Raw genomic sequence first — 18538 nt, forward strand, 5'->3', positions numbered from 1 at the left:
GCTCCTCTGCTCCTCTGCTCCCCTGCTCAAGAGTACAAGGTTTTGAGAGATGTGGTGAGAAATCCGGGCTTGGGGGCGGTCTTGCAACTTAGCACGGGCTAAATGCCCCGCTACCGCTAACAGTACTCGGAACTTAGGACTCTTCATGTGTTCTCAGAATTACATAACGGGACTTGAAGCCTGACTTTGCGTATACTCCTAACTGGGGGTAACTTCCTCCTCAGTTGCTACCACACTCAATCAATCGATCATGCAACCACCCATTAAAGTTGGCACTGTCTTGCAAAACCGTTACCGCATAATTCAAATTCTCGGACAAGGAGGATTTGGTAGAACTTATCTGGCAGAAGACCAGAGGCGCTTTAATGAACTTTGCGCGATCAAGGAATTGATTTCAACAGCAACGGAGGCTTTGGCTTTAGAAAAGGCGCAAGAGCTTTTTCACCGAGAAGCGGCAATTTTGTATCAAATAGAACATCCACAAGTACCTAAATTCCGGGAAAGATTTGAGCAAGACCAGCGCTTGTTTTTGGTGGAGGATTACGTTGCAGGTCAGACATACCGAACTTTACTGGATGAACGGCTAGCTATTGGTCGAACTTTCACAGAGCCGGAAGTATTGCAACTAATACAGTTGTTATTGCCAGTTTTAGAGCATATTCACAGCCGAGGAATTATTCACCGGGATATCTCGCCAGAAAATATTATTTTGCGAGATAGTGATGCTAAACCTGTGTTAATTGACTTTGGGGTGGTAAAAGAACTAGCAACGCGCTTGCGATCGCCAGAGAGTGCAATGCCCGAAACCACTGTGGGAAAATTAGGCTACTCTCCTAGCGAACAAATGCAAACAGGGGGAGCTTATCCTAGTAGTGACTTGTATGCCTTAGCGGTAAGTGCGATTGTTTTGCTGACTGGTAAAGAACCAAGGGATCTATTTGACGAAAATCAACTAACTTGGAATTGGCAGCGATGGGTAACAGTTAATCCGCGATTTGCCCAGGTTTTGAATCGAATGTTGAATCATATACCGAGCGATCGCTATCAGAGTGCTGCTAGTGTATCTCAAGCACTACAACCTTTACTGCAAGTTAGCCTTCCGCCCCTGAATACATCTAACTTGCAGACAATGGCTGTTAGTCGCCGTCCTGACTCAGTACCACCAGCAGCTTCGCCGAAGAAACAACCCGATCCAGTGATTCCACCAAGTCTCCCTAGTTCAGTCTTGGATAACCCCTTAGCGATCGCAGCAATTGGCACTGCTGTAGTGATCGTTGCCGGATTTGGTTCTTGGGCGTTGGTCAGTTCTATCCGCAGTCAGCCAAAACCATCACCAACTCAGACGCTTCCCCAAAATTTTCCTTCACCAGTTATTTCTGGTGGTACTACATTTACACCTACATCTACTCCCACACCCACCAAAGAGCAACCTGTTGTATCTAGTAGGCGGCTCAACCTGGGAGCAGCTAATAATACAGCCACAGTTAAAGATACTCTCAAAATAAATCAAATCATCCGCTACACTTTTTTGGGGCAGCAAGGTGACAAGTTAACTGCATTTCTTGAGCCAGGAAGCAGCGTTTTGCTAACAGTCTTAAGTCCCAATCAACAAGCAATCGATCCTAATACTCAGCAAATAACGGCGTATCAAGGCAATTTGCTGGTTACTGGTAGATATACTATTGAGTTAACACTACTTTCAGGAGTTGCCGAAAGCAATTACAACCTGAATGTTGCATTAGAAAAACCAGTTCAACCAATTCCCACAGAAACACCAATTCCAATTCCTACAGAAACACCAATTCCAATTCCTACAGAAACACCGATTCCAATTCCTACAGAAACACCGATTCCAATTCCTACAGAAACACCGATTCCAATTCCCACAGAAACACCGATTCCAATTCCTACAGAGACACCGATTCCAACACCGACCACTGGTCAAACACAAACCTTGCCGCCGGCTGATGGAACACAACCATTTTCTGGCCAAAGAAATTAATTAATTAATGTTAAACACACTACTGATTACTGGAACTGATACAGAAGCTGGTAAAACTGTTTTAACAACAGCGTTAGCAGCCTATTGGCAAAAATATTACCCGCAGCGTAGCTGGGGAATCATGAAACCGATTCAATCGGGGATTGGCGATCGCGAGTGGTATCAAAAGCTATTTGCGCTAGAACAATCCTCAGAAGAAATTACACCGTTATATTTTGAAGCACCTTTAGCCCCTCCCATCGCCGCCGCAAGAGAAAATCGTCGAGTCGATTTAGCAGTGGTTTGGCAAGCTTTGTCTAAATTGCGATCACAGCGTGATTTTGTGCTTATAGAAGCCTTGGGAGGGTTAGGTTCGCCAGTAACTGAGGAATTAACGGTAGCTGATTTAGCGGCAGAATGGCGTTTACCAACAGTATTGGTAGTGCCAGTTAGATTGGGTGCGATCGCTCAAGCAGTGGCGAACGTCGCATTAGCTAGGCAATCGCGCATCAATCTTAAAGGCATTGTTTTGAACTGCGTACAACCTCGAACAGATGCAGAAATAGCTGATTGGACACCACTGCAATTGATTCAATCACTCACTAACACGCCAGTCTTAGGCTGCTTACCCTATTTAGATAACCTGACTGATTTAGATAAACTTGCTCAAATAGCGTCAGATTTAGATTGGGAAACACTGACACTGTGAATTGGTTATTGGTTATTGGTTATTGGAAAAAAAGTAGCGAATGTCCAATCACTTTTTACAACTGGTGCAGTCACAATTTTGACATAACTTGGTAATAGCTTTGTCAATAAGACGTGCAATGCTAAGAAAAGATGAAATTAACCTAACTCTTCGTGACACACAAGGCAGGATTTACCTGCCTTATTTAATTTTTGTGACTAAAAAAACACTTAATTAGCAAGTTTAGTCTGTGCGAAATATGACTAGTTAAAGAGGTTTTTAAAATAACCAAATAATATTTGTTGCCTAAGGACACGTTGCGCGAACACACAATATTTTGTTGTATTTATTTAGATGTCATCCAAGTGCCATGTCTTAGTCACAGAAGCGTCACTAACATAAGTTACTTTGTCGGTGTTTGATTAAAAGTAAATTATTTACGCCTGATATGATGCTTTCTTTTCTGGTGGCGAGTGCAGTCTGTGGCAACGGTAGTGAAGTGAATCTAGACTTTGCTAATCTTAGCTGGATTGACGTAATTATTTTAGGCATCGTTCAGGGAATTACAGAACTACTACCAATTAGCAGTACTGCTCATTTGCGGATAGTGCCAACTCTATTGGGACTGAAAGATCCGGGATCTGCTTTTTCAGCAGCAATGCAGTTAGCTAGCTTGAGTGCAGTTTTAGTCTATTTTTGGCAAGACTTAAAAAAATTAACCGGAGAGACAGTTAGAGCAATTAGCGGACAAGACTATCAATCTAGTTCTTTGCAACTGATGTTGGGCTTATTGATTGGAACCTTGCCCATTGCTGTGGCTGGTGTGCTACTCAAACCAATTCTTAACGCCTGCAACTCACCGATGCGAGGGTTAGTAGTTATCGGTGCGGCTTCAATTATTATGTCAGCATTGCTAGCGATCGCCGAAAAACGTGGAGGACGCGATCGCACTTTTGACAACCTCACCCTCTGGGATGGCATTTGGGTAGGGGTTGCTCAAGCTTTTGCCCTGATTCCTGGTGTTTCTCGCTCTGGTTCCACCCTCACTGCTGGGTTATTTTTGGGCATGGAACGGGAGACATCCGCCCGATTTTCTTTTTTGTTAGGCTTACCAGCCGTGATTTTGGCAGGTGCTGTAGAACTCCATACTCTTACAAAAGCAGGACTGAGTACAGCCGGTTGGTTAACTTTGTTGGTAGGCTTAATCTCCGCCAGCATTTCCGCTTTTGCAGCAATTTGGGGACTCCTTCGCTACCTGGAAAAACGCAGTACCTGGATTTTTGTTTTCTACCGTTTGGCGATGGGTGTATTTTTAATAGTTGCTGTGATGGCTGGTTGGTTGCAGAATTAATTTTAACTGGTAACTGGTTAAGACGATTATGATGATGATTCTTCGCCATTACCTACGATAAACTAAGTTAGCTGTACTTAAACTAGCTTGTCTTCATAATGGTTTCTACCTTTCCCAATCCATCTTCTGTCGATCTATCTCGCATCCGACTGGCAATTCGCTCATTGCAACCACAATTGGTAGAGTGGCGGCGGCGATTGCATCAACAACCAGAGTTGGGTTTTCAAGAAAAACTGACGGCTGAGTTTGTATCACAAAAGCTGCAAGAGTGGGGAATTGAGCATCAAACTGGTATTGCCCACACTGGCATTGTTGCCACCATTAAGGGTAACAAACTAGGTGCAGAGAAAGTTTTAGCGATTCGGGCAGATATGGATGCTTTGCCAATCCAAGAACTTAACGAAGTGCCCTACAAATCGCAGCATAATGGAGTCATGCACGCTTGTGGACATGATGGACATACTGCGATCGCATTAGGTACAGCTTACTATCTCCAGCAGCATCGCCAAGACTTTTCCGGTACGGTGAAAATTATCTTTCAGCCAGCAGAAGAATCACCCGGTGGCGCAAAGCCGATGATTGAAGCTGGAGTCCTGAAAAATCCTGATGTTGACGCAATTATTGGCTTGCACTTGTGGAATAACTTACCCTTGGGAACAGTGGGTGTGCGGGCTGGGGCGTTGATGGCTGCTGTGGAGTGCTTTAACTGCACAATTTTGGGCAAAGGTGGACATGGCGCACTACCCCATCAAACTATTGACTCCGTTGTAGTTGCTGCCCAAATTGTAAATGCTTTGCAAACCATTGTCGCTCGGAATGTGAATCCTATTGATTCAGCTGTGGTAACGGTGGGCGAACTTCATGCTGGAACCAAGCGGAATGTGATTGCTGATACAGCGAGAATGAGTGCTACTGTCAGGTATTTTAATCCTAGTTTGAAAGGCTTTTTTAACCAGCGTGTCGAGCAGATTATTGCTGGAATTTGTCAAAGTCATGGTGCGAGTTATGACTTAGAATACTGGGCACTTTATCCACCAGTAATTAATGATATTAAGATTGCGGAATTGGTGCGAACTGTAGCAGAAGAAGTGGTAGAAACCCCGATAGGTATTGTGCCAGAATGCCAAACTATGGCCGCTGAGGATATGTCATTTTTCTTGCAAGAGGTTCCTGGTTGCTATTTCTTTATAGGTTCTGCGAATCCAGAGAAAGATTTGGCATATCCTCATCATCATCCCCGGTTTGATTTTGATGAAACCGCCTTGGGAATGGGTGTGGAAATATTTGTGAGATGCGTGGAGAAGTTTTTCAGTTGAGTCGATGGAAATTAGATGTTTTTAATAAGTAAAATTTTTTAGCCTGCTTAATTTACACCCAACTTTCCCAAGAAATTTCTCTGACTTGTCGCATTCGCTCAAAGTCACTATCAGATGAAACAAGAGTCAAGTCGCTTCTCTACGAGACGCTGCGCGAACGCTCCAATTAAAAATTAAAAATTATTAATTAAAAATTGCAATAAGTGGGGGCTTGAACCCACCACTTATTGTAGACCACTGAATCAAAGATTCAGTGGGGGCTTGTGCCCCAAATTAATTAATTAAAAATTATTATTATTTTTAATTTTTAATTTTTAACTTTTAATTTTTAATTAAAAAAGGTCAAAGAATGACGTAAAACTGTAGCAGCTATCCAGAGATCATTTTCACTAATACCTATGGTATCTATAGGACTCCTATTTGATTTTTGAACAAAATTAGGTATGTAGGGTGTGTTAGAACGAAGTTCGTAACGCACCATTATCAAGGGTTTGGTGTGTTAGCGACAGCGTAACGCACCCTACGTATCTTTTCAGAAATCAAACCGGATTCCTATAGTTTAGTTTTTTTTACGTTTATTTTTTTCTTTTGGGCCGAATTGTTTGATAAGTAAGTGGGTGTGAAAATTTATAACTATGTCATTGCGAACGGAGCGAAGCGAAGTGAAGCAATCGCAAGAGTTTAGGCAACTTTATATTTCGTTACATAGTTAGGTTTATTTGAGCCAACCTACTTAATTTCTGATTTAAAATCACTAAAAGTGTCTAAAGTGACAGCAAAATACTTTTTAAACAACCTCTTAACAAATGCGATCGCAAAAGCAATGGCGTTGCTGAATCATAGGATGATTTCGCCCAATTTGGAACGAATTTTCAATGGTTTCAACCAGAAACTCATCCCGCATTTATGCAACGCCTTGGATTTTAAGCGACAATATGACGCGATCGCAGAAGTTGTGTTATAAAAACGGGCAAAGTCTTACAAAATACCAAAATCTTTACTATGAAGCTTTTTCGGTAAATGCGTAATTTCTCTACTAATGGAATCAAATGCTACTGTAACCAATCAAGCTTTAGCGTTTAATCATCAGTAATGTTTAAAAAATTAAAAAATAATGTTAAGTATCCCTATTAACTTAAATTTACTTCGTACACCCCGATTAATAACTTCCTTACCTGGGCCTCGCGCTCAAGCAATTGTACAACGCGATCGCGCCGTCACTTCCCCTTCTTACACCCGCGATTACCCCTTAGTTGTATCTCGCGGTCAGGGCTGTATGGTAGAAGATGTGGATGGCAATGTATTTCTCGATATGACCGCAGGTATAGCCGTTACCGCCACCGGACACGCCCACCCGGAAGTCGTCAAAGCAATTCAAGAACAGTCAGCGCGTCTACTGCACATGTCAGGGACGGATTTTTATTATGAACCAATGGTGGAATTAGCAGAACAATTAGCGATTCGTGCCCCTTTTCCTCAACTACACAGTAACAGTGCATTCCCCGCAAAAGTATTTTTCACCAATTCCGGGGCAGAGTCAAACGAAGCAGCGATTAAACTAGCTAGATATTACACCAAGCGATCGCTAATTGTGGCATTCTTAGGCGCATTTCACGGACGCACTTATGGGGCAATGTCTCTGACGGGTTCCAAAGCAGTGCAACGAGCAAATTTTGGCCCTTTAGTTCCTGGGGTAACTCATATTCCCTACGGCACTCACGCCAGCTTAGATTACCTGGAACAACAGCTATTTGGGACAATTTTACCACCGCAAGAAGTCGCTGCGATCGTAGTCGAGCCAATTCAGGGAGAGGGTGGATATATCGTACCAGAGGATGGTTTTTTAAAACGGATTCGGGATATTTGCGATCGCCACGGTATTCTGATGGTAGTGGATGAAGTGCAAGCGGGAATGGGGCGGACTGGTCGTTTATTTGCGATCGAGCATTGGGGTGTGATGCCTGATATTATTACTACTGCGAAAGGTATCGCCAGTGGTTTGCCATTAGGAGCAATACTTGCAAGACCAGAGTTAATGACTTGGCCTCCAGGTTCTCACGCTACCACATTTGGCGGTAATCCCGTTGCTTGTGCTGCCGGTATTGCCACACTGCGATTGCTAGAAAGTGGTTTGATAGCAAACGCTACCCAGATGGGAGAATTTTTACAAGCTAGTCTTACCCAGTTGCATCAAAGATTTCCCAGAGTATCGCCGCCACGAGGTAAAGGTTTGATGGTTGCGGTGGATTTATTGGACGAACAAGGTAATCTAGATCGTGAATTACGCGATCGCATTATCCAAGAAGCTTTTTTACACGGTTTATTATTGCTAGGTTGCGGTAAAGCAGCAATTCGTTTCTGTCCCCCTCTAGTTATCGACAGCGACCAAATTCAAATCGCCCTTCAAATTATTAGCGAGATTTTAAGTTCTTAAAAGATAAGTGGGACTTGTACAGACGCGATTAATCGCGTCTCTATTGTTAACTAATGACAAATGACAAATCTATATGAAACCCGAAATAGCCCTTAATTTATGGAAATTACTTTGGCAAGAATACAGCACCAGAGTAAATCATGCCCGTACCTACCAGCAAATGATTACTGCTGTGGGTGGGACTGTCGCCAACGACCACATCGCCTTTCGGTCTTTGCGTTTATTAGTTGATAGTCCAGAGGGTCAAGTTAACTTAGGAATTGACTATCTCGCACAACTTGCAGAAGCTTTAGGTTACGTGGCGGCTGGAGAGTATACTTTTGCTAAAACCCATTTGTACGCCCGTCATTATCGTCATCCGCAGCAAGAGGAATTTAACTTACCCAAGCTCTTTATCAGCGAGTTGATTGTCGATGAATTGCCTGCTAATATTGCCCAACTCATCTCTAAAACAGTATCTGCAATCCCACAGGAACTGACCTCACCGCTTACTCTTCTACAAAAAGACGGGAACATTGAAACCATTGCCAAACAACTCCAGCAAGTCTTCACCCGTCCTTGGCAACCTCCCCAGCGTTCTGTTGTTGAAGAGGTGAATCAGGTTACTCAGTATGGGGCTTGGGTGTTGCTGCACGGATATGCTGTCAACCACTTTACAGGCTACGTCAACGGACAGAACACCCCAGAATATCCAGACATTGATACTACCGCTAGTGGCTTGGCTAACCTGGGTGTACCAATGAAAGCAGAGATAGAGGGAAATGTTGCTTGTGGTTTGCGGCAAACTGCAACTCAAGCAGTAACGGAAATGGTGACAGTATTAGATGATAAAAGTGGCGCAGAGATTCAGATCCCTTGGACTTACGCCTATTATGAAATTGCCCAGCGCTATCTAGTGGAAGTTGAATCTGGAAAGCAGATACTTTTTGATGCTTTTTTAGGAAGTAATGCCCAGCAATTGTTTGAAATGACTCGTCTATCTAAATAGCCGAGAGTCAGCTTCACAGGTTCGGTTAACGTAGGAGACGCGATAAATCGCCGTCTCTACAAAGGATGTGTGATGTGTTGCAATCATTACTTCCTGCTCCCTGCCTCCTGCCTCCAAACCCGTGTATCAACGCAGATGCTCCCGGAAATACTCGGCGTAAAGTTGACAACGCGGTAACACCATACGCCCTTCCCGCCGCACTAAACCTGCACCCCGGAGGCGAAAGAAAATTCGCTCATCTTCGCAGATATTTTGGCGAATTATTTGGAACATTGCTTGAACCAACTCCTGTTTGTTATGCAACCGAAAGAGATGATTACGCAGATGATTGCCAAAGGGGCCATTATCAGTAGTAGCCTTGGCAAATAGTTCGGTAGCAGAGAGGCGCCCGCTTGCAACTGAGTAGAGTGCAAGGCGAATTAAGTAAGGATGTCCCCCTAGCAAGGCGATTAATTGCTGTTCTTGGTTAGGGTTGAGGGGGGAATGGTGACGGCGGTTGAGGTCAGCCACCTGTGCTGCTGTAAAGTCCTCTAAATCAATTACTTGCCCAACATTAAAGGGAGATTGGTTGAGATTATCTATTAGCTGGTAGGGTTCGGTGGAAGTAACCAGCGCTAAATCCAGTTGCTTCCAAATGGCAGCAGTGGCGCGGCTGTTATGCCAGCTTCGCAGCATTCCAAAGAAATCAGAGCGAAAATCAGTATCAAAGACCCTTTCAACTTCATCCATCGCCAAAACAAGAGGGTTGCCAAACTCCTTTAGTAGGTAGCGACCGACATAGCGGGTACTCCGCTGACTATTGCCCAAGGGCATATTCCAATATTCATCGACTTTATCGGTCATTTCCAGTTCATCAGTTAACCAAGTACAGAACTGGCGAAAGAAGAGTTCAGCATTAGTTAAGGCGGCTTTGTCAAACAATTGGAAATCCAGCAAAGCAACCCGCTTACCTGCATTCACAGCAGTATTAATTGTGCGGATTAGCAGTGAACTTTTGCCCAATTGCCGGGGGCCTTTTATCGTAATTGTCACACCCTGCCGCTCAATCGTCTGCAAAGCAAGTGCATCAGATGAACGTTCCACGTAAAAATCAGATTGTGATTCCATTGTCCCTTCCGGCATTTCCAGCGAGACGGGCTGGGCTGAAGCAAAGGGATGGGGTAGGGGTGAGGGCTGACTTATTTGGAGTAAGTCTGCCTTAGATTTTTCTTCACCAATAGCCAATGCACCGCCAGAGACAGCTTGCAACAATTCATCTATCAGGCGCGGTGTATCTTCTTCATCTTTCCAGAATGCCCAGTTAATCCCATTTAGATAGGCACTCAAAGGATAGACGAACGGTTCTTGATACGCCAGACGCACTGGGAGAATCACCGGGCATCCCTGCTGTGATTTTGCCAAGTGGTGTGCTGTCTCGATTTCTGCCAATACCATCTCGCTTTGGGTTGAGGAGGCGGAAAGAAAAGTAATGAGAAAATCAGCTTGCCGGATTTCTGCTTCAATACGTTCAGCCCAGCGTGTGCCAATGGACATTGTTTGGTCGATAAAGACTTGGTGTTGCTGCGATAGCGCTTGGAAAACTTGCGATGCTACTGGCTCATCTGGATGAACATTACGCTTATAGCTGATAAAGATACGTTTTGTCATTTGTCATTTGTCATTGGGATTGGGGAATGGGGAATGGGGAATTGGTCAGTTAAACACACTCTACTACAGCGTAGTTGCACGCAATTACCGACAGCACAAAAAAATTACCCACGAGTATCAAAGACTCGTTGACGGAGATAAAAGGTGGATTCATCCAGTTCAAAGACTCGTTAACGGAGATAAAAGGTGGATTCATCCAGTTCAAAGACTCGTTGACGGAGATAAAAGGTGGATTCATCCAGTTCAAAGACTCGTTAACGGAGATAAAAGGTGGATTCATCCAGTTCAAAGACTTGTTTACGAGTAAGTAGATGGGCGTAAATAAATATAATATGTTCCGTCATTGCGAGCGAAGCGAAGCAATCCCAGAGACTTTGCGATTGCTTCGCTTCGCTCGCAATGACATTCAGGGCTATTTCATTCAAAAATGTCACGTTTTATGAATACAGGTTAAGTATCACAAAATGGGCATTTTTGAGGAGTAGGTTCATTGCTAAATTATTGTTTTTCCCAAAAAGATTTGGAAAAACTGCCCTAAAAATAGAATGAAATAGCCCTGATGACATTTTATATTTAATTATCAAAGACTCGTTCTTAGCTATACATGTAGGTTGGGCTGAGGAATGAAACCCAACAATTAAGGCTTAATGTTGCGTTTTGCTTTACTCAACCAAAACTACAATTCTTTTTACAGCAATTTTCAGGTAAATAGACAAAATGTATTACACAATGTCATTGTAAATGGAGCGATGCCTAGGTTGGGCTACGCCTACGCCCTTTGCATTTCCTTTCTTCTCGGAGTCTGTTACATGGCTAATCCAACCATTTATACTGTTGGCGGGACTGTGCAGGCTGGCGGTGGGATTTACATTCCCCGTCAAGCTGATGAAGAATTGCTGGGTTTATGTCGGTCGGCAACTTTTGCTTATGTACTGACACCGCGCCAAATGGGTAAGTCTAGCTTGATGGTACGCACGGCGCAAACCCTAATGGAGGAGGGAATTCCCTCGGTAATTGTTGACCTCCAGGAATTGGGGGCAAGTGTCACAGCCGAACAGTGGTATTTAGGCTTTTTGGTCAAGCTGGATGACCAACTCATGTTTAATACAGATGTGGTGAGTTGGTGGCAAGAACACGAGCATCTGGGAGTATCGCAACGGCTGACACAGTTTTTTGAGAGGGTTTTGCTGGCTGAGGTTGAGGGGCAAGTGGTGATTTTTGTCGATGAAATTGACTCTACCCTCAGCCTGGATTTTACCGATGATTTTTTTATCGCCATTCGTTATCTCTATGTTGCCCGTGCGACTAATCCTGAATTTGGGCGGCTTTCTTTTGTCTTAATGGGGGTAGCGACTCCCGGCGATTTAATCCGCGATGCCAAGCGCACACCGTTTAATATTGGACAGCGTGTAGATTTAACTGATTTTACCTTTGAGGAAGCTTTGCCTTTGGCTGAAGGATTGGGATTACCCAGCGATGATGCCAACCAGATATTACGCCAGGTGCTGAAGTGGACGGGAGGACATCCTTATTTAACGCAGCGTCTTTGTGGTGTCTTGGTTTTGATCCCCCCAACCCCCCTTCAAAAGGGGGGCAATCAACTTCCAGTTTTGGAGATTTCCCCAACCACCTTTAGTAAGAGTTCTATTCTTCCCCCCTTCTTAAGGGGGGCTACAGGGGATCAAGTCTTATCCGCAGCCCATATAGACAAGATAGTTAGCAGCACATTTTTTGGCGTAATGAGTGAGCAAGATAATAACTTGCAGTTTGTCCGGGATATGCTGACTAAACGCTCACCAGACCCGGAGGTTTTGACTATTTACCGCGAGATTCGCTGGGGTAAGCGGGCGGTTGTTGATGAGGAGCAGTCTTTAGCTAAATCTCACTTGAAGCTATCGGGGGTGGTGCGGCGGGAGAATAATGTTTTGCGGGTGCGGAATCAAATCTATCGGCAAGTATTTGATTATAAGTGGATTAATAAACATTTGCCGTTTAACTTGCGGGATAGGTGGGAGCGTCTAAAACCTGCACTTCCTTATGTGGCGGTACTAGTATTATTTTCAGGTTTGATGACAGGGGTGGCTGTTTATGTTAACCAGCAACGTCTGATTGCCCAAAAAGCCTTCAAAGAGGTAGAAAAACAGCAAGTAAATTCAAAAATCCTTATCCAAAGTCTCAAATCACAAAACCTGCTGGCATCAAATTTAGAGCTTGACGCTTTAGTAGCAGGCTTGAACTTAGGAAAACAACTCAAAACTCCAAATAATAATGTAGAACCAGATATCCGCATTTTGGCAGTAGCTACACTCCAGCAAGTGGTTTATGGAGTGAAGGAACGTAACCGACTAGAAGGTCATAGCAGTTTCGTTACTAGCGTGGCATTTAGCCCCGACGGCGAAACCATTGCCTCTGCCAGTTATGACAAGACAGTGAAGCTGTGGAATCGTAACGGGCAACTATTACGAACTCTCCCAGGTCATAGCGGTTTGGTTACTAGCGTGGCATTTAGCCCCGACGGTCAAACCATTGCCTCTGCCAGTTATGACAAAACAGTGAAGCTGTGGAATCGCAACGGTAAACTGTTACAAACTCTCCAAGGTCATAGCAATGTTTTTAGCGTGGCATTTAGCCCCGACGGCGAAACCATTGCCTCTGCCAGTTATGACAAGACAGTGAAGCTGTGGAATCTCAAGGGGCAACTGTTACAAACTCTCCAAGGTCATAGCAGTTTGGTTAATGGCGTGGCATTTAGCCCCGACGGTCAAACCATTGCCTCTGCTAGTGCAGACAAGACGGTGAAGTTGTGGAATCGCAACGGGCAACTATTACAAACTCTCCAAGGTCATACCAATTCGGTTAATGGCGTGGCATTTAGCCCCGACGGTCAAACCATTGCCTCTGCCAGTTATGACAAGACAGTGAAGCTGTGGAATCGCAACGGTAAACTGTTACAAACTCTCCAAGGTCATAGCAATTCGGTTACTAGCGTGGCATTTAGCCCCGACGGTCAAACCATTGCCTCTGCCAGTGAAGACAAGACGGTGAAGCTATGGAATCGCAACGGGCAACTATTATATATTCTCCAAGGTCATAGCAATTCGGTTACTAGCGTGGCATTTAGCCTCGACGGTCAAACCATTGCCTCTGCCAGTTATGACAACACGGTGAAATTGTGGAATCCCAACGGGCAGCAGCCGTTACAAACTCTCCGAGGTCATATCAATTCAGTTAATAGCGTGGCATTTAGCCGCGACGGTCAAACTATTGCCTCTGCCAGTGGCGACAAGACGGTGAAGTTGTGGAATCGCAACGGTAAACTGTTACAAACTCTTCAAGGTTATAGCAGTTCGGTTAATGGCGTGGCATTTAGCCCCGACAGTCAAACCATTGCCTCTGCCAGTGAAGACAACACGGTGAAGTTGTGGAATCGCAACGGGCAACTATTATATACTCTCCAAGGTCATAGCAGTTCGGTTAATGGCGTGGCATTTAGCCCCGACAGTCAAACCATTGCCTCTGCCAGTGAAGACAACACGGTGAAGTTGTGGAATCGTAACGGGCAACTATTATATACTCTCCAAGGTCATAGCAGTTCGGTTAATGGCGTGGCATTTAGCCCCGACAGTCAAACCATTGCCTCTGCCAGTTATGACAACACGGTGAAGTTGTGGAATCCCAACGGGCAACTATTATATACTCTCCAAGGTCATAGCAGTTCGGTTAATGCCGTGGCATTTAGCCCCGACGGTCAAACTATTGCCTCTGCCAGTAAAGACAACACGGTGAAGTTGTGGAATCCCAACGGGCAACTATTATATACTCTCCAAGGTCATAGCAGTTCGGTTAATGCCGTGGCATTTAGCCCCGACAGTCAAACTATTGCCTCTGCCAGTAAAGACAACACGGTGAAGTTGTGGAATCTCAACGGGCAACTGTTACAAACTTTCCAAGGTCATAGCAAGTCGGTTAATGGCGTGGCATTTAGCCCCGACGGTCAAACCATTGCCTCTGCCAGTGAAGACAAGACGGTGATCGTGTGGAATCTCAATTTGAATGATTTAATGGTTAAGGGTTGTACTTGGGGGCGCGATTATTTGCAAAACAACCCCAGTGTGAGTGAGAGTGAGAATGATAAGCATCTATGTGATGATATTGGCACACGCAGGTAATAAACTTCTCCCTACCTTGAACTTTAGTTCAAGTCTGTCCCTCTCGCCCGTCAAAAAGGGACGGTTTTGCGTAGTCAAACCAGGGAGAGGTCTTTTGATTGAGCTACGCAAAGAGATTTTACTTTGACCTCTCTCCTTTTAGGAAAGAGGCTTTGAATTTTACTCCCCAACGCTACAAGGGTTGGGGCTGTTCTTGTTAGGTCTGTATTTCGCTCAACTGAGAACTGCTATAGTAATGAGCGATGTCTACGACGGGCTACACCTACGCCTGAACTTGGGATAAAGCGATCGCCTGTATGATTTTATGATCATGGTACGATGCCGATAGCGTTCGCGGAGCATCTGGTAGAGAAGCCTTGGCGAGTCTTATCTGCAACACGCTGTTCGCGTTCGACCTTCATAGCCGGTCGAACGCGATAGCTCATTAGAGCTTGTTTCACTTTCCAGTTCTGACTCGGAGAATTCACCAATTCTGCTGTATTAACCATGATTTTGCGCTAACCAAGCATCTAAATCATCTAAATTCTCTAAATTAGGTGAAATATCTCTTAAATTGCTCAACTGGTTTTGCCCTAAAGCTTCAATTTTCAATTCCCGTGAACGTTGAATAGATCCGAATTTACCATTAAGTATTGCTATAACACGCACTGTAGATGTAGTAGATGTAGATGTAACCATAATCAGTCATCCGAAAGGGAATTTCAGCTTTTGCTTCAGTTGGTAGAGTCGATATGCAGAACAATCTTGTCTGAGTGTAACAGAATTAACGTATCTACTCAAATTGTTTCGAGGGATAATTCGGATAGACTGAGTTGAGTAAGTGTAATAAATTCGCCAAGTAGCCCGGTGGCGAAATCGGCTGAAAATGACTCTGCTAAAAAGCGACAGACGTTATCAAACATAGACAGGTATTATATAAGCGAGGTTTTGTCTGTCATAAAGAGATTTTCGTCATGAGAGATCCCCCTACATTAAGATAATGCGATCGCCCCTATAATTTTATGATGATGATGCGTCACTGAATAGCCCGTCGTTGCGATCGCTCATTAGAGCTTGTTGTACTTCCCAATTCTGCTATATTAACTTTGATTTTGCGCTAACCAAGCTTCTAAATCGGTTAAATCCGAAAAATCAAGTAAAGCCTCTGCTAAATCATCCAACTGTGTTGAATCTAAAGCTTGAATTTTCAATAACTGTGCAGGTGGAACAGTTCCAACCTTACGCCGAAGTTGTCGGATAACAATCGATAAAGCTTTTTCCTGCTGAATATCCTGATAAATTACAGACTCGCGCATAGCATCACTCCGTAATAACCTTCATAGACAGGTATTATATTAACCAGGTCTTGTCTGTCATTTGTCATTTTCAGATAATGATGCCCCAGCTACACCTGTCGTAGACATCGCTGATGTTTGTCAACTAAAACCAGCCCAGATATTCAGAGAATCTCCCGCTTTGCCAAATATTGATACATCTGCCAACGGGCATCTACCTCAGCTTGGGCTTGTTCTAATAAGTGCTTGGCTACGTCGGGTTTGCTCTTGGTAAGCATTTTGAAGCGATTTTCTTGATACATCGAATGTTCTACCGATTGTGTTGGCGATCGCATATCCAATTGCAATGGATTTTTACCCTGGTTAAGCAATTCTGGATTATGCCGATACAGCAACCACCGACCTGATTCTACCAGAGTTTTCTGATGATTCATCCCCGTAGTCATATTAATGCCGTGGGCGATGCAATGGCTGTAAGCAATAATTATTGATGGCCCATCATAAGCCTCTGCTTCCAAAAATGCTTTGAGAGTATGTTCGTCTCTAGCACCAAGGGCTACACTCGCTACGTAGACATTTCCGTATGTCATAGCAATCATTCCCAAGTCTTTCTTCGGTGCAGACTTACCACTGGCGGCATATTTAGCAACTGCGGCTCGTGGCGTGGCTTTAGAAGATTGACCGCCTGTATTAGAATACACTTCTGTATCCATAACCAAGATGTTGACATTCCGACCACTGGCAATGACATGATCGATGCCGCCAAAATCAATATCATAAGCCCAACCGTCACCGCCAACAATCCAGACGCTTTTTCTCACTAAGTAATTTGCAAGGGATTTGAGATTTTGGATTTTGGATTTGAGGTTAGGATCGAAAGTGACAATTTCATCTAACTTCTGCTGCAACAGTTCTATTCTTTCGCGCTGTTCCCAAATATCAGCCTCAGATTTTTGTTCAGCTTTCAAGATGGAGTAGACAAGGTTTTCATCTATTTCACTCCCCAACTGTTGCAACAATTCCGCCGCAAACTCAGCCTGTTTATCCAGGGAGAGGCGGAAGCCAAAACCGAATTCGGCGTTATCTTCAAATAGATTATTAGACCACGCCGGGCCGCGTCCTTGGGCGTTTGTTGTCCAAGGAGTCGTGGGGAGGTTTCCACCATAAATTGAAGAACAACCTGTAGCATTAGCGATGACGGCGCGATCGCCAAACAGTTGTGTTAATAGTTTTAAATAAGGTGTTTCACCACAACCTGCACAAGCACCAGAAAATTCAAATAAAGGTTCTTGCAGTTGTTGTTGGCGAATCTGGTTTAATTTTAGCGATCGCCTGTCAGGATTAGGTAAACTCAAGAAGAAATCCCAGTTTTTTCGCTCTTGTTCTTGTAATGGCAACTGTTGCGCCATATTAATCGCTTTCCGCAATGGTTCAGATTTATCTTTAGCAGGGCAAATATTTACACAAATAGTACATCCTGTGCAATCTTCTGGGGCAACTTGAATGGTAAATTTTTGATTGGCAAAGTCTTTATCTTTTGCACCAATTGATTTAAAGGTTCCTGGTGCATTGACTAACTCATCCGCTTGATAAGCTTTAGCGCGGATGGCACTATGGGGACAAACCATCACACACTTACCACACTGAACGCAGACATCCGGCTCCCATACAGGTATCTCCTCGGCAACGTTGCGTTTTTCCCACTTGGCAGTACCTACGGGAAATGTGCCATCAACGGGTAGAGTGCTAACAGCTAAATCATCACCTTCCCATACCATGATTTTCCCCAGAACTTCCCGTACAAATTCGGGAGCGGAGACAGGAAAGACGCGATTCATCGCGTCTGTACAAGAGTCAGGAGTAGAGACGCGATTCATCGCGTCTATTAATTTGACCTGATGCAAGTTGTCTAAGGTGTTGTCTACGGCTTGTAGGTTCATGCGGACAACTTCAGCGCCTTTTTTACCATAGGTCTTATCAATCGCTTGTTTGATTTTAGCGATCGCTTCTTCTTGCGGCAAGACTCCCGCCAAAGCAAAGAAACAGACCTGCATAATGGTGTTAATTCTGCCACCCATGCCACTTTCACGGGCAACTTGGCTGGCATTTATGACGTATAACTTCAAATGCTTATCGATAATTTGCTGCTGCACTTTGAGCGGCAAATATTCCCAGACGCTATCTGCATTGTATGGACTGTTAAGCAGCAAAGTCGCTCCAGGAATAGCAGCTTTCAAAATATCTATGCGTTCCAGAAATCCCCAATGATGACAACCAATAAAGTTAGCTTGGTCAATCAAGTAGGTAGAGCGAATTGGCTCTTTACCAAAGCGGAGGTGAGAGACAGTCATTGAGCCAGATTTCTTGGAATCGTAGACAAAGTAGCCTTGGGCGTAATTGTCGGTTTCTTCACCAATAATCTTGATGGAATTTTTGTTAGCTCCAACAGTACCATCTGAACCCAAACCATAGAACATTGCCCGAACAACATTATCCGATTCTGTAGAGAATTTGGGGTCAAATTTTAGAGAAGTGTAAGTAACATCATCATTAATCCCAATTGTAAAATGATTCTTCGGTTTAGCTTCAGCAAGATTATCAAAAATCCCCTTCACCATCGCCGGCGTAAATTCTTTAGAAGAAAGACCATAACGACCACCAACAATTTTAGGAGATGAACAAGTATTTTC

The 18538-nt window shown here is 44.0% G+C and carries 13 protein-coding genes and 1 pseudogene; 9 read left to right on the forward strand and 5 right to left on the reverse strand.

What is annotated here, in order from left to right; all coding sequences use genetic code 11:
- Positions 1-250: 250 nt before the first annotated feature.
- From CDG79_RS32900 to CDG79_RS32925, 7 genes are all read left to right on the forward strand, one after another.
- Positions 251-2002, forward strand: a complete 1752-nt coding sequence (locus CDG79_RS32900; protein ID WP_094345870.1) for a serine/threonine-protein kinase — start codon at positions 251-253, stop codon at positions 2000-2002.
- 7 nt (positions 2003-2009) lie between these two features.
- Positions 2010-2690, forward strand: a complete 681-nt coding sequence (bioD, locus tag CDG79_RS32905) for a dethiobiotin synthase (protein WP_094345871.1) — start codon at positions 2010-2012, stop codon at positions 2688-2690.
- A gap of 427 nt (positions 2691-3117) precedes the next feature.
- Complete coding sequence (locus CDG79_RS32910; protein WP_094345872.1) at positions 3118-4020, forward strand: undecaprenyl-diphosphate phosphatase; 903 nt, start codon at positions 3118-3120, stop codon at positions 4018-4020.
- 98 nt (positions 4021-4118) lie between these two features.
- Positions 4119-5336 (forward strand): M20 family metallopeptidase, encoded by a 1218-nt coding sequence (locus CDG79_RS32915; protein ID WP_094345873.1) that lies wholly within the window; start codon positions 4119-4121, stop codon positions 5334-5336.
- 769 nt (positions 5337-6105) lie between these two features.
- Complete coding sequence (locus CDG79_RS41610; RefSeq protein WP_189525214.1) at positions 6106-6300, forward strand: hypothetical protein; 195 nt, start codon at positions 6106-6108, stop codon at positions 6298-6300.
- Positions 6301-6450: 150 nt separating this feature from the next.
- Positions 6451-7770, forward strand: coding sequence for an acetyl ornithine aminotransferase family protein (locus CDG79_RS32920; protein ID WP_094345874.1), 1320 nt, complete (start codon positions 6451-6453; stop codon positions 7768-7770).
- A gap of 73 nt (positions 7771-7843) precedes the next feature.
- On the forward strand, positions 7844-8758 hold the full coding sequence (locus CDG79_RS32925; RefSeq protein ID WP_094345875.1) for a DUF1338 domain-containing protein: 915 nt from the start codon (positions 7844-7846) through the stop codon (positions 8756-8758).
- Between the two features lie 126 nt (positions 8759-8884).
- Here CDG79_RS32925 and CDG79_RS32930 read toward each other — a convergent pair whose 3' ends face one another.
- Positions 8885-10405, reverse strand: a complete 1521-nt coding sequence (locus CDG79_RS32930; protein ID WP_094345876.1) for an AAA-like domain-containing protein — start codon at positions 10403-10405, stop codon at positions 8885-8887.
- A 13-nt stretch (positions 10406-10418) separates the two neighbouring features.
- Between CDG79_RS32930 and CDG79_RS32935 the strand changes: the two genes are divergently transcribed.
- Both CDG79_RS32935 and CDG79_RS32940 read left to right on the forward strand, forming a co-directional pair.
- Complete coding sequence (locus tag CDG79_RS32935; protein ID WP_143855649.1) at positions 10419-10712, forward strand: hypothetical protein; 294 nt, start codon at positions 10419-10421, stop codon at positions 10710-10712.
- Positions 10713-11214: 502 nt separating this feature from the next.
- Complete coding sequence (locus tag CDG79_RS32940; protein WP_094345881.1) at positions 11215-14574, forward strand: AAA-like domain-containing protein; 3360 nt, start codon at positions 11215-11217, stop codon at positions 14572-14574.
- A 480-nt stretch (positions 14575-15054) separates the two neighbouring features.
- Here the strand turns inward: CDG79_RS32940 and CDG79_RS41615 are convergent, their stop codons facing one another.
- From CDG79_RS41615 to nifJ, 4 genes and pseudogenes are all read right to left on the reverse strand, one after another.
- On the reverse strand, positions 15055-15252 hold the full coding sequence (locus tag CDG79_RS41615; protein WP_143855650.1) for a DUF4351 domain-containing protein: 198 nt from the start codon (positions 15250-15252) through the stop codon (positions 15055-15057).
- Positions 15251-15476: pseudogene (locus tag CDG79_RS44310) on the reverse strand (hypothetical protein); the annotation flags it as partial. The pseudogene CDG79_RS44310 and the gene CDG79_RS41615, both read right to left, overlap by 2 nt.
- 177 nt (positions 15477-15653) lie before the next feature.
- Positions 15654-15869: a DUF4351 domain-containing protein gene (locus CDG79_RS32955; protein ID WP_094345879.1), complete on the reverse strand. Its 216-nt coding sequence runs from the start codon at positions 15867-15869 to the stop codon at positions 15654-15656.
- Between the two features lie 143 nt (positions 15870-16012).
- Positions 16013-18538: pyruvate:ferredoxin (flavodoxin) oxidoreductase (nifJ, locus tag CDG79_RS32960; RefSeq protein ID WP_094345880.1), on the reverse strand; the 2526-nt coding region annotated here is incomplete at its 5' end.

The sequence above is a fragment of the Nostoc sp. 'Peltigera membranacea cyanobiont' 232 genome (genome assembly GCF_002245985.1).
Classification (GTDB): domain Bacteria; phylum Cyanobacteriota; class Cyanobacteriia; order Cyanobacteriales; family Nostocaceae; genus Nostoc.

Coding starts and splice junctions, on each gene's coding strand:
- CDG79_RS41615 (WP_143855650.1), bottom strand. CDS start 15,252: ATGGTTACATCTACATCTACTACATCTACAGTGCGTGTTATAGCAATA.
- CDG79_RS32955 (WP_094345879.1), bottom strand. CDS start 15,869: ATGCGCGAGTCTGTAATTTATCAGGATATTCAGCAGGAAAAAGCTTTA.
- CDG79_RS32930 (WP_094345876.1), bottom strand. CDS start 10,405: ATGACAAAACGTATCTTTATCAGCTATAAGCGTAATGTTCATCCAGAT.
- CDG79_RS32915 (WP_094345873.1), top strand. CDS start 4,119: ATGGTTTCTACCTTTCCCAATCCATCTTCTGTCGATCTATCTCGCATC.
- CDG79_RS32910 (WP_094345872.1), top strand. CDS start 3,118: ATGATGCTTTCTTTTCTGGTGGCGAGTGCAGTCTGTGGCAACGGTAGT.
- CDG79_RS32925 (WP_094345875.1), top strand. CDS start 7,844: ATGAAACCCGAAATAGCCCTTAATTTATGGAAATTACTTTGGCAAGAA.
- bioD (WP_094345871.1), top strand. CDS start 2,010: ATGTTAAACACACTACTGATTACTGGAACTGATACAGAAGCTGGTAAA.
- CDG79_RS32900 (WP_094345870.1), top strand. CDS start 251: ATGCAACCACCCATTAAAGTTGGCACTGTCTTGCAAAACCGTTACCGC.
- CDG79_RS32920 (WP_094345874.1), top strand. CDS start 6,451: ATGTTAAGTATCCCTATTAACTTAAATTTACTTCGTACACCCCGATTA.
- CDG79_RS32940 (WP_094345881.1), top strand. CDS start 11,215: ATGGCTAATCCAACCATTTATACTGTTGGCGGGACTGTGCAGGCTGGC.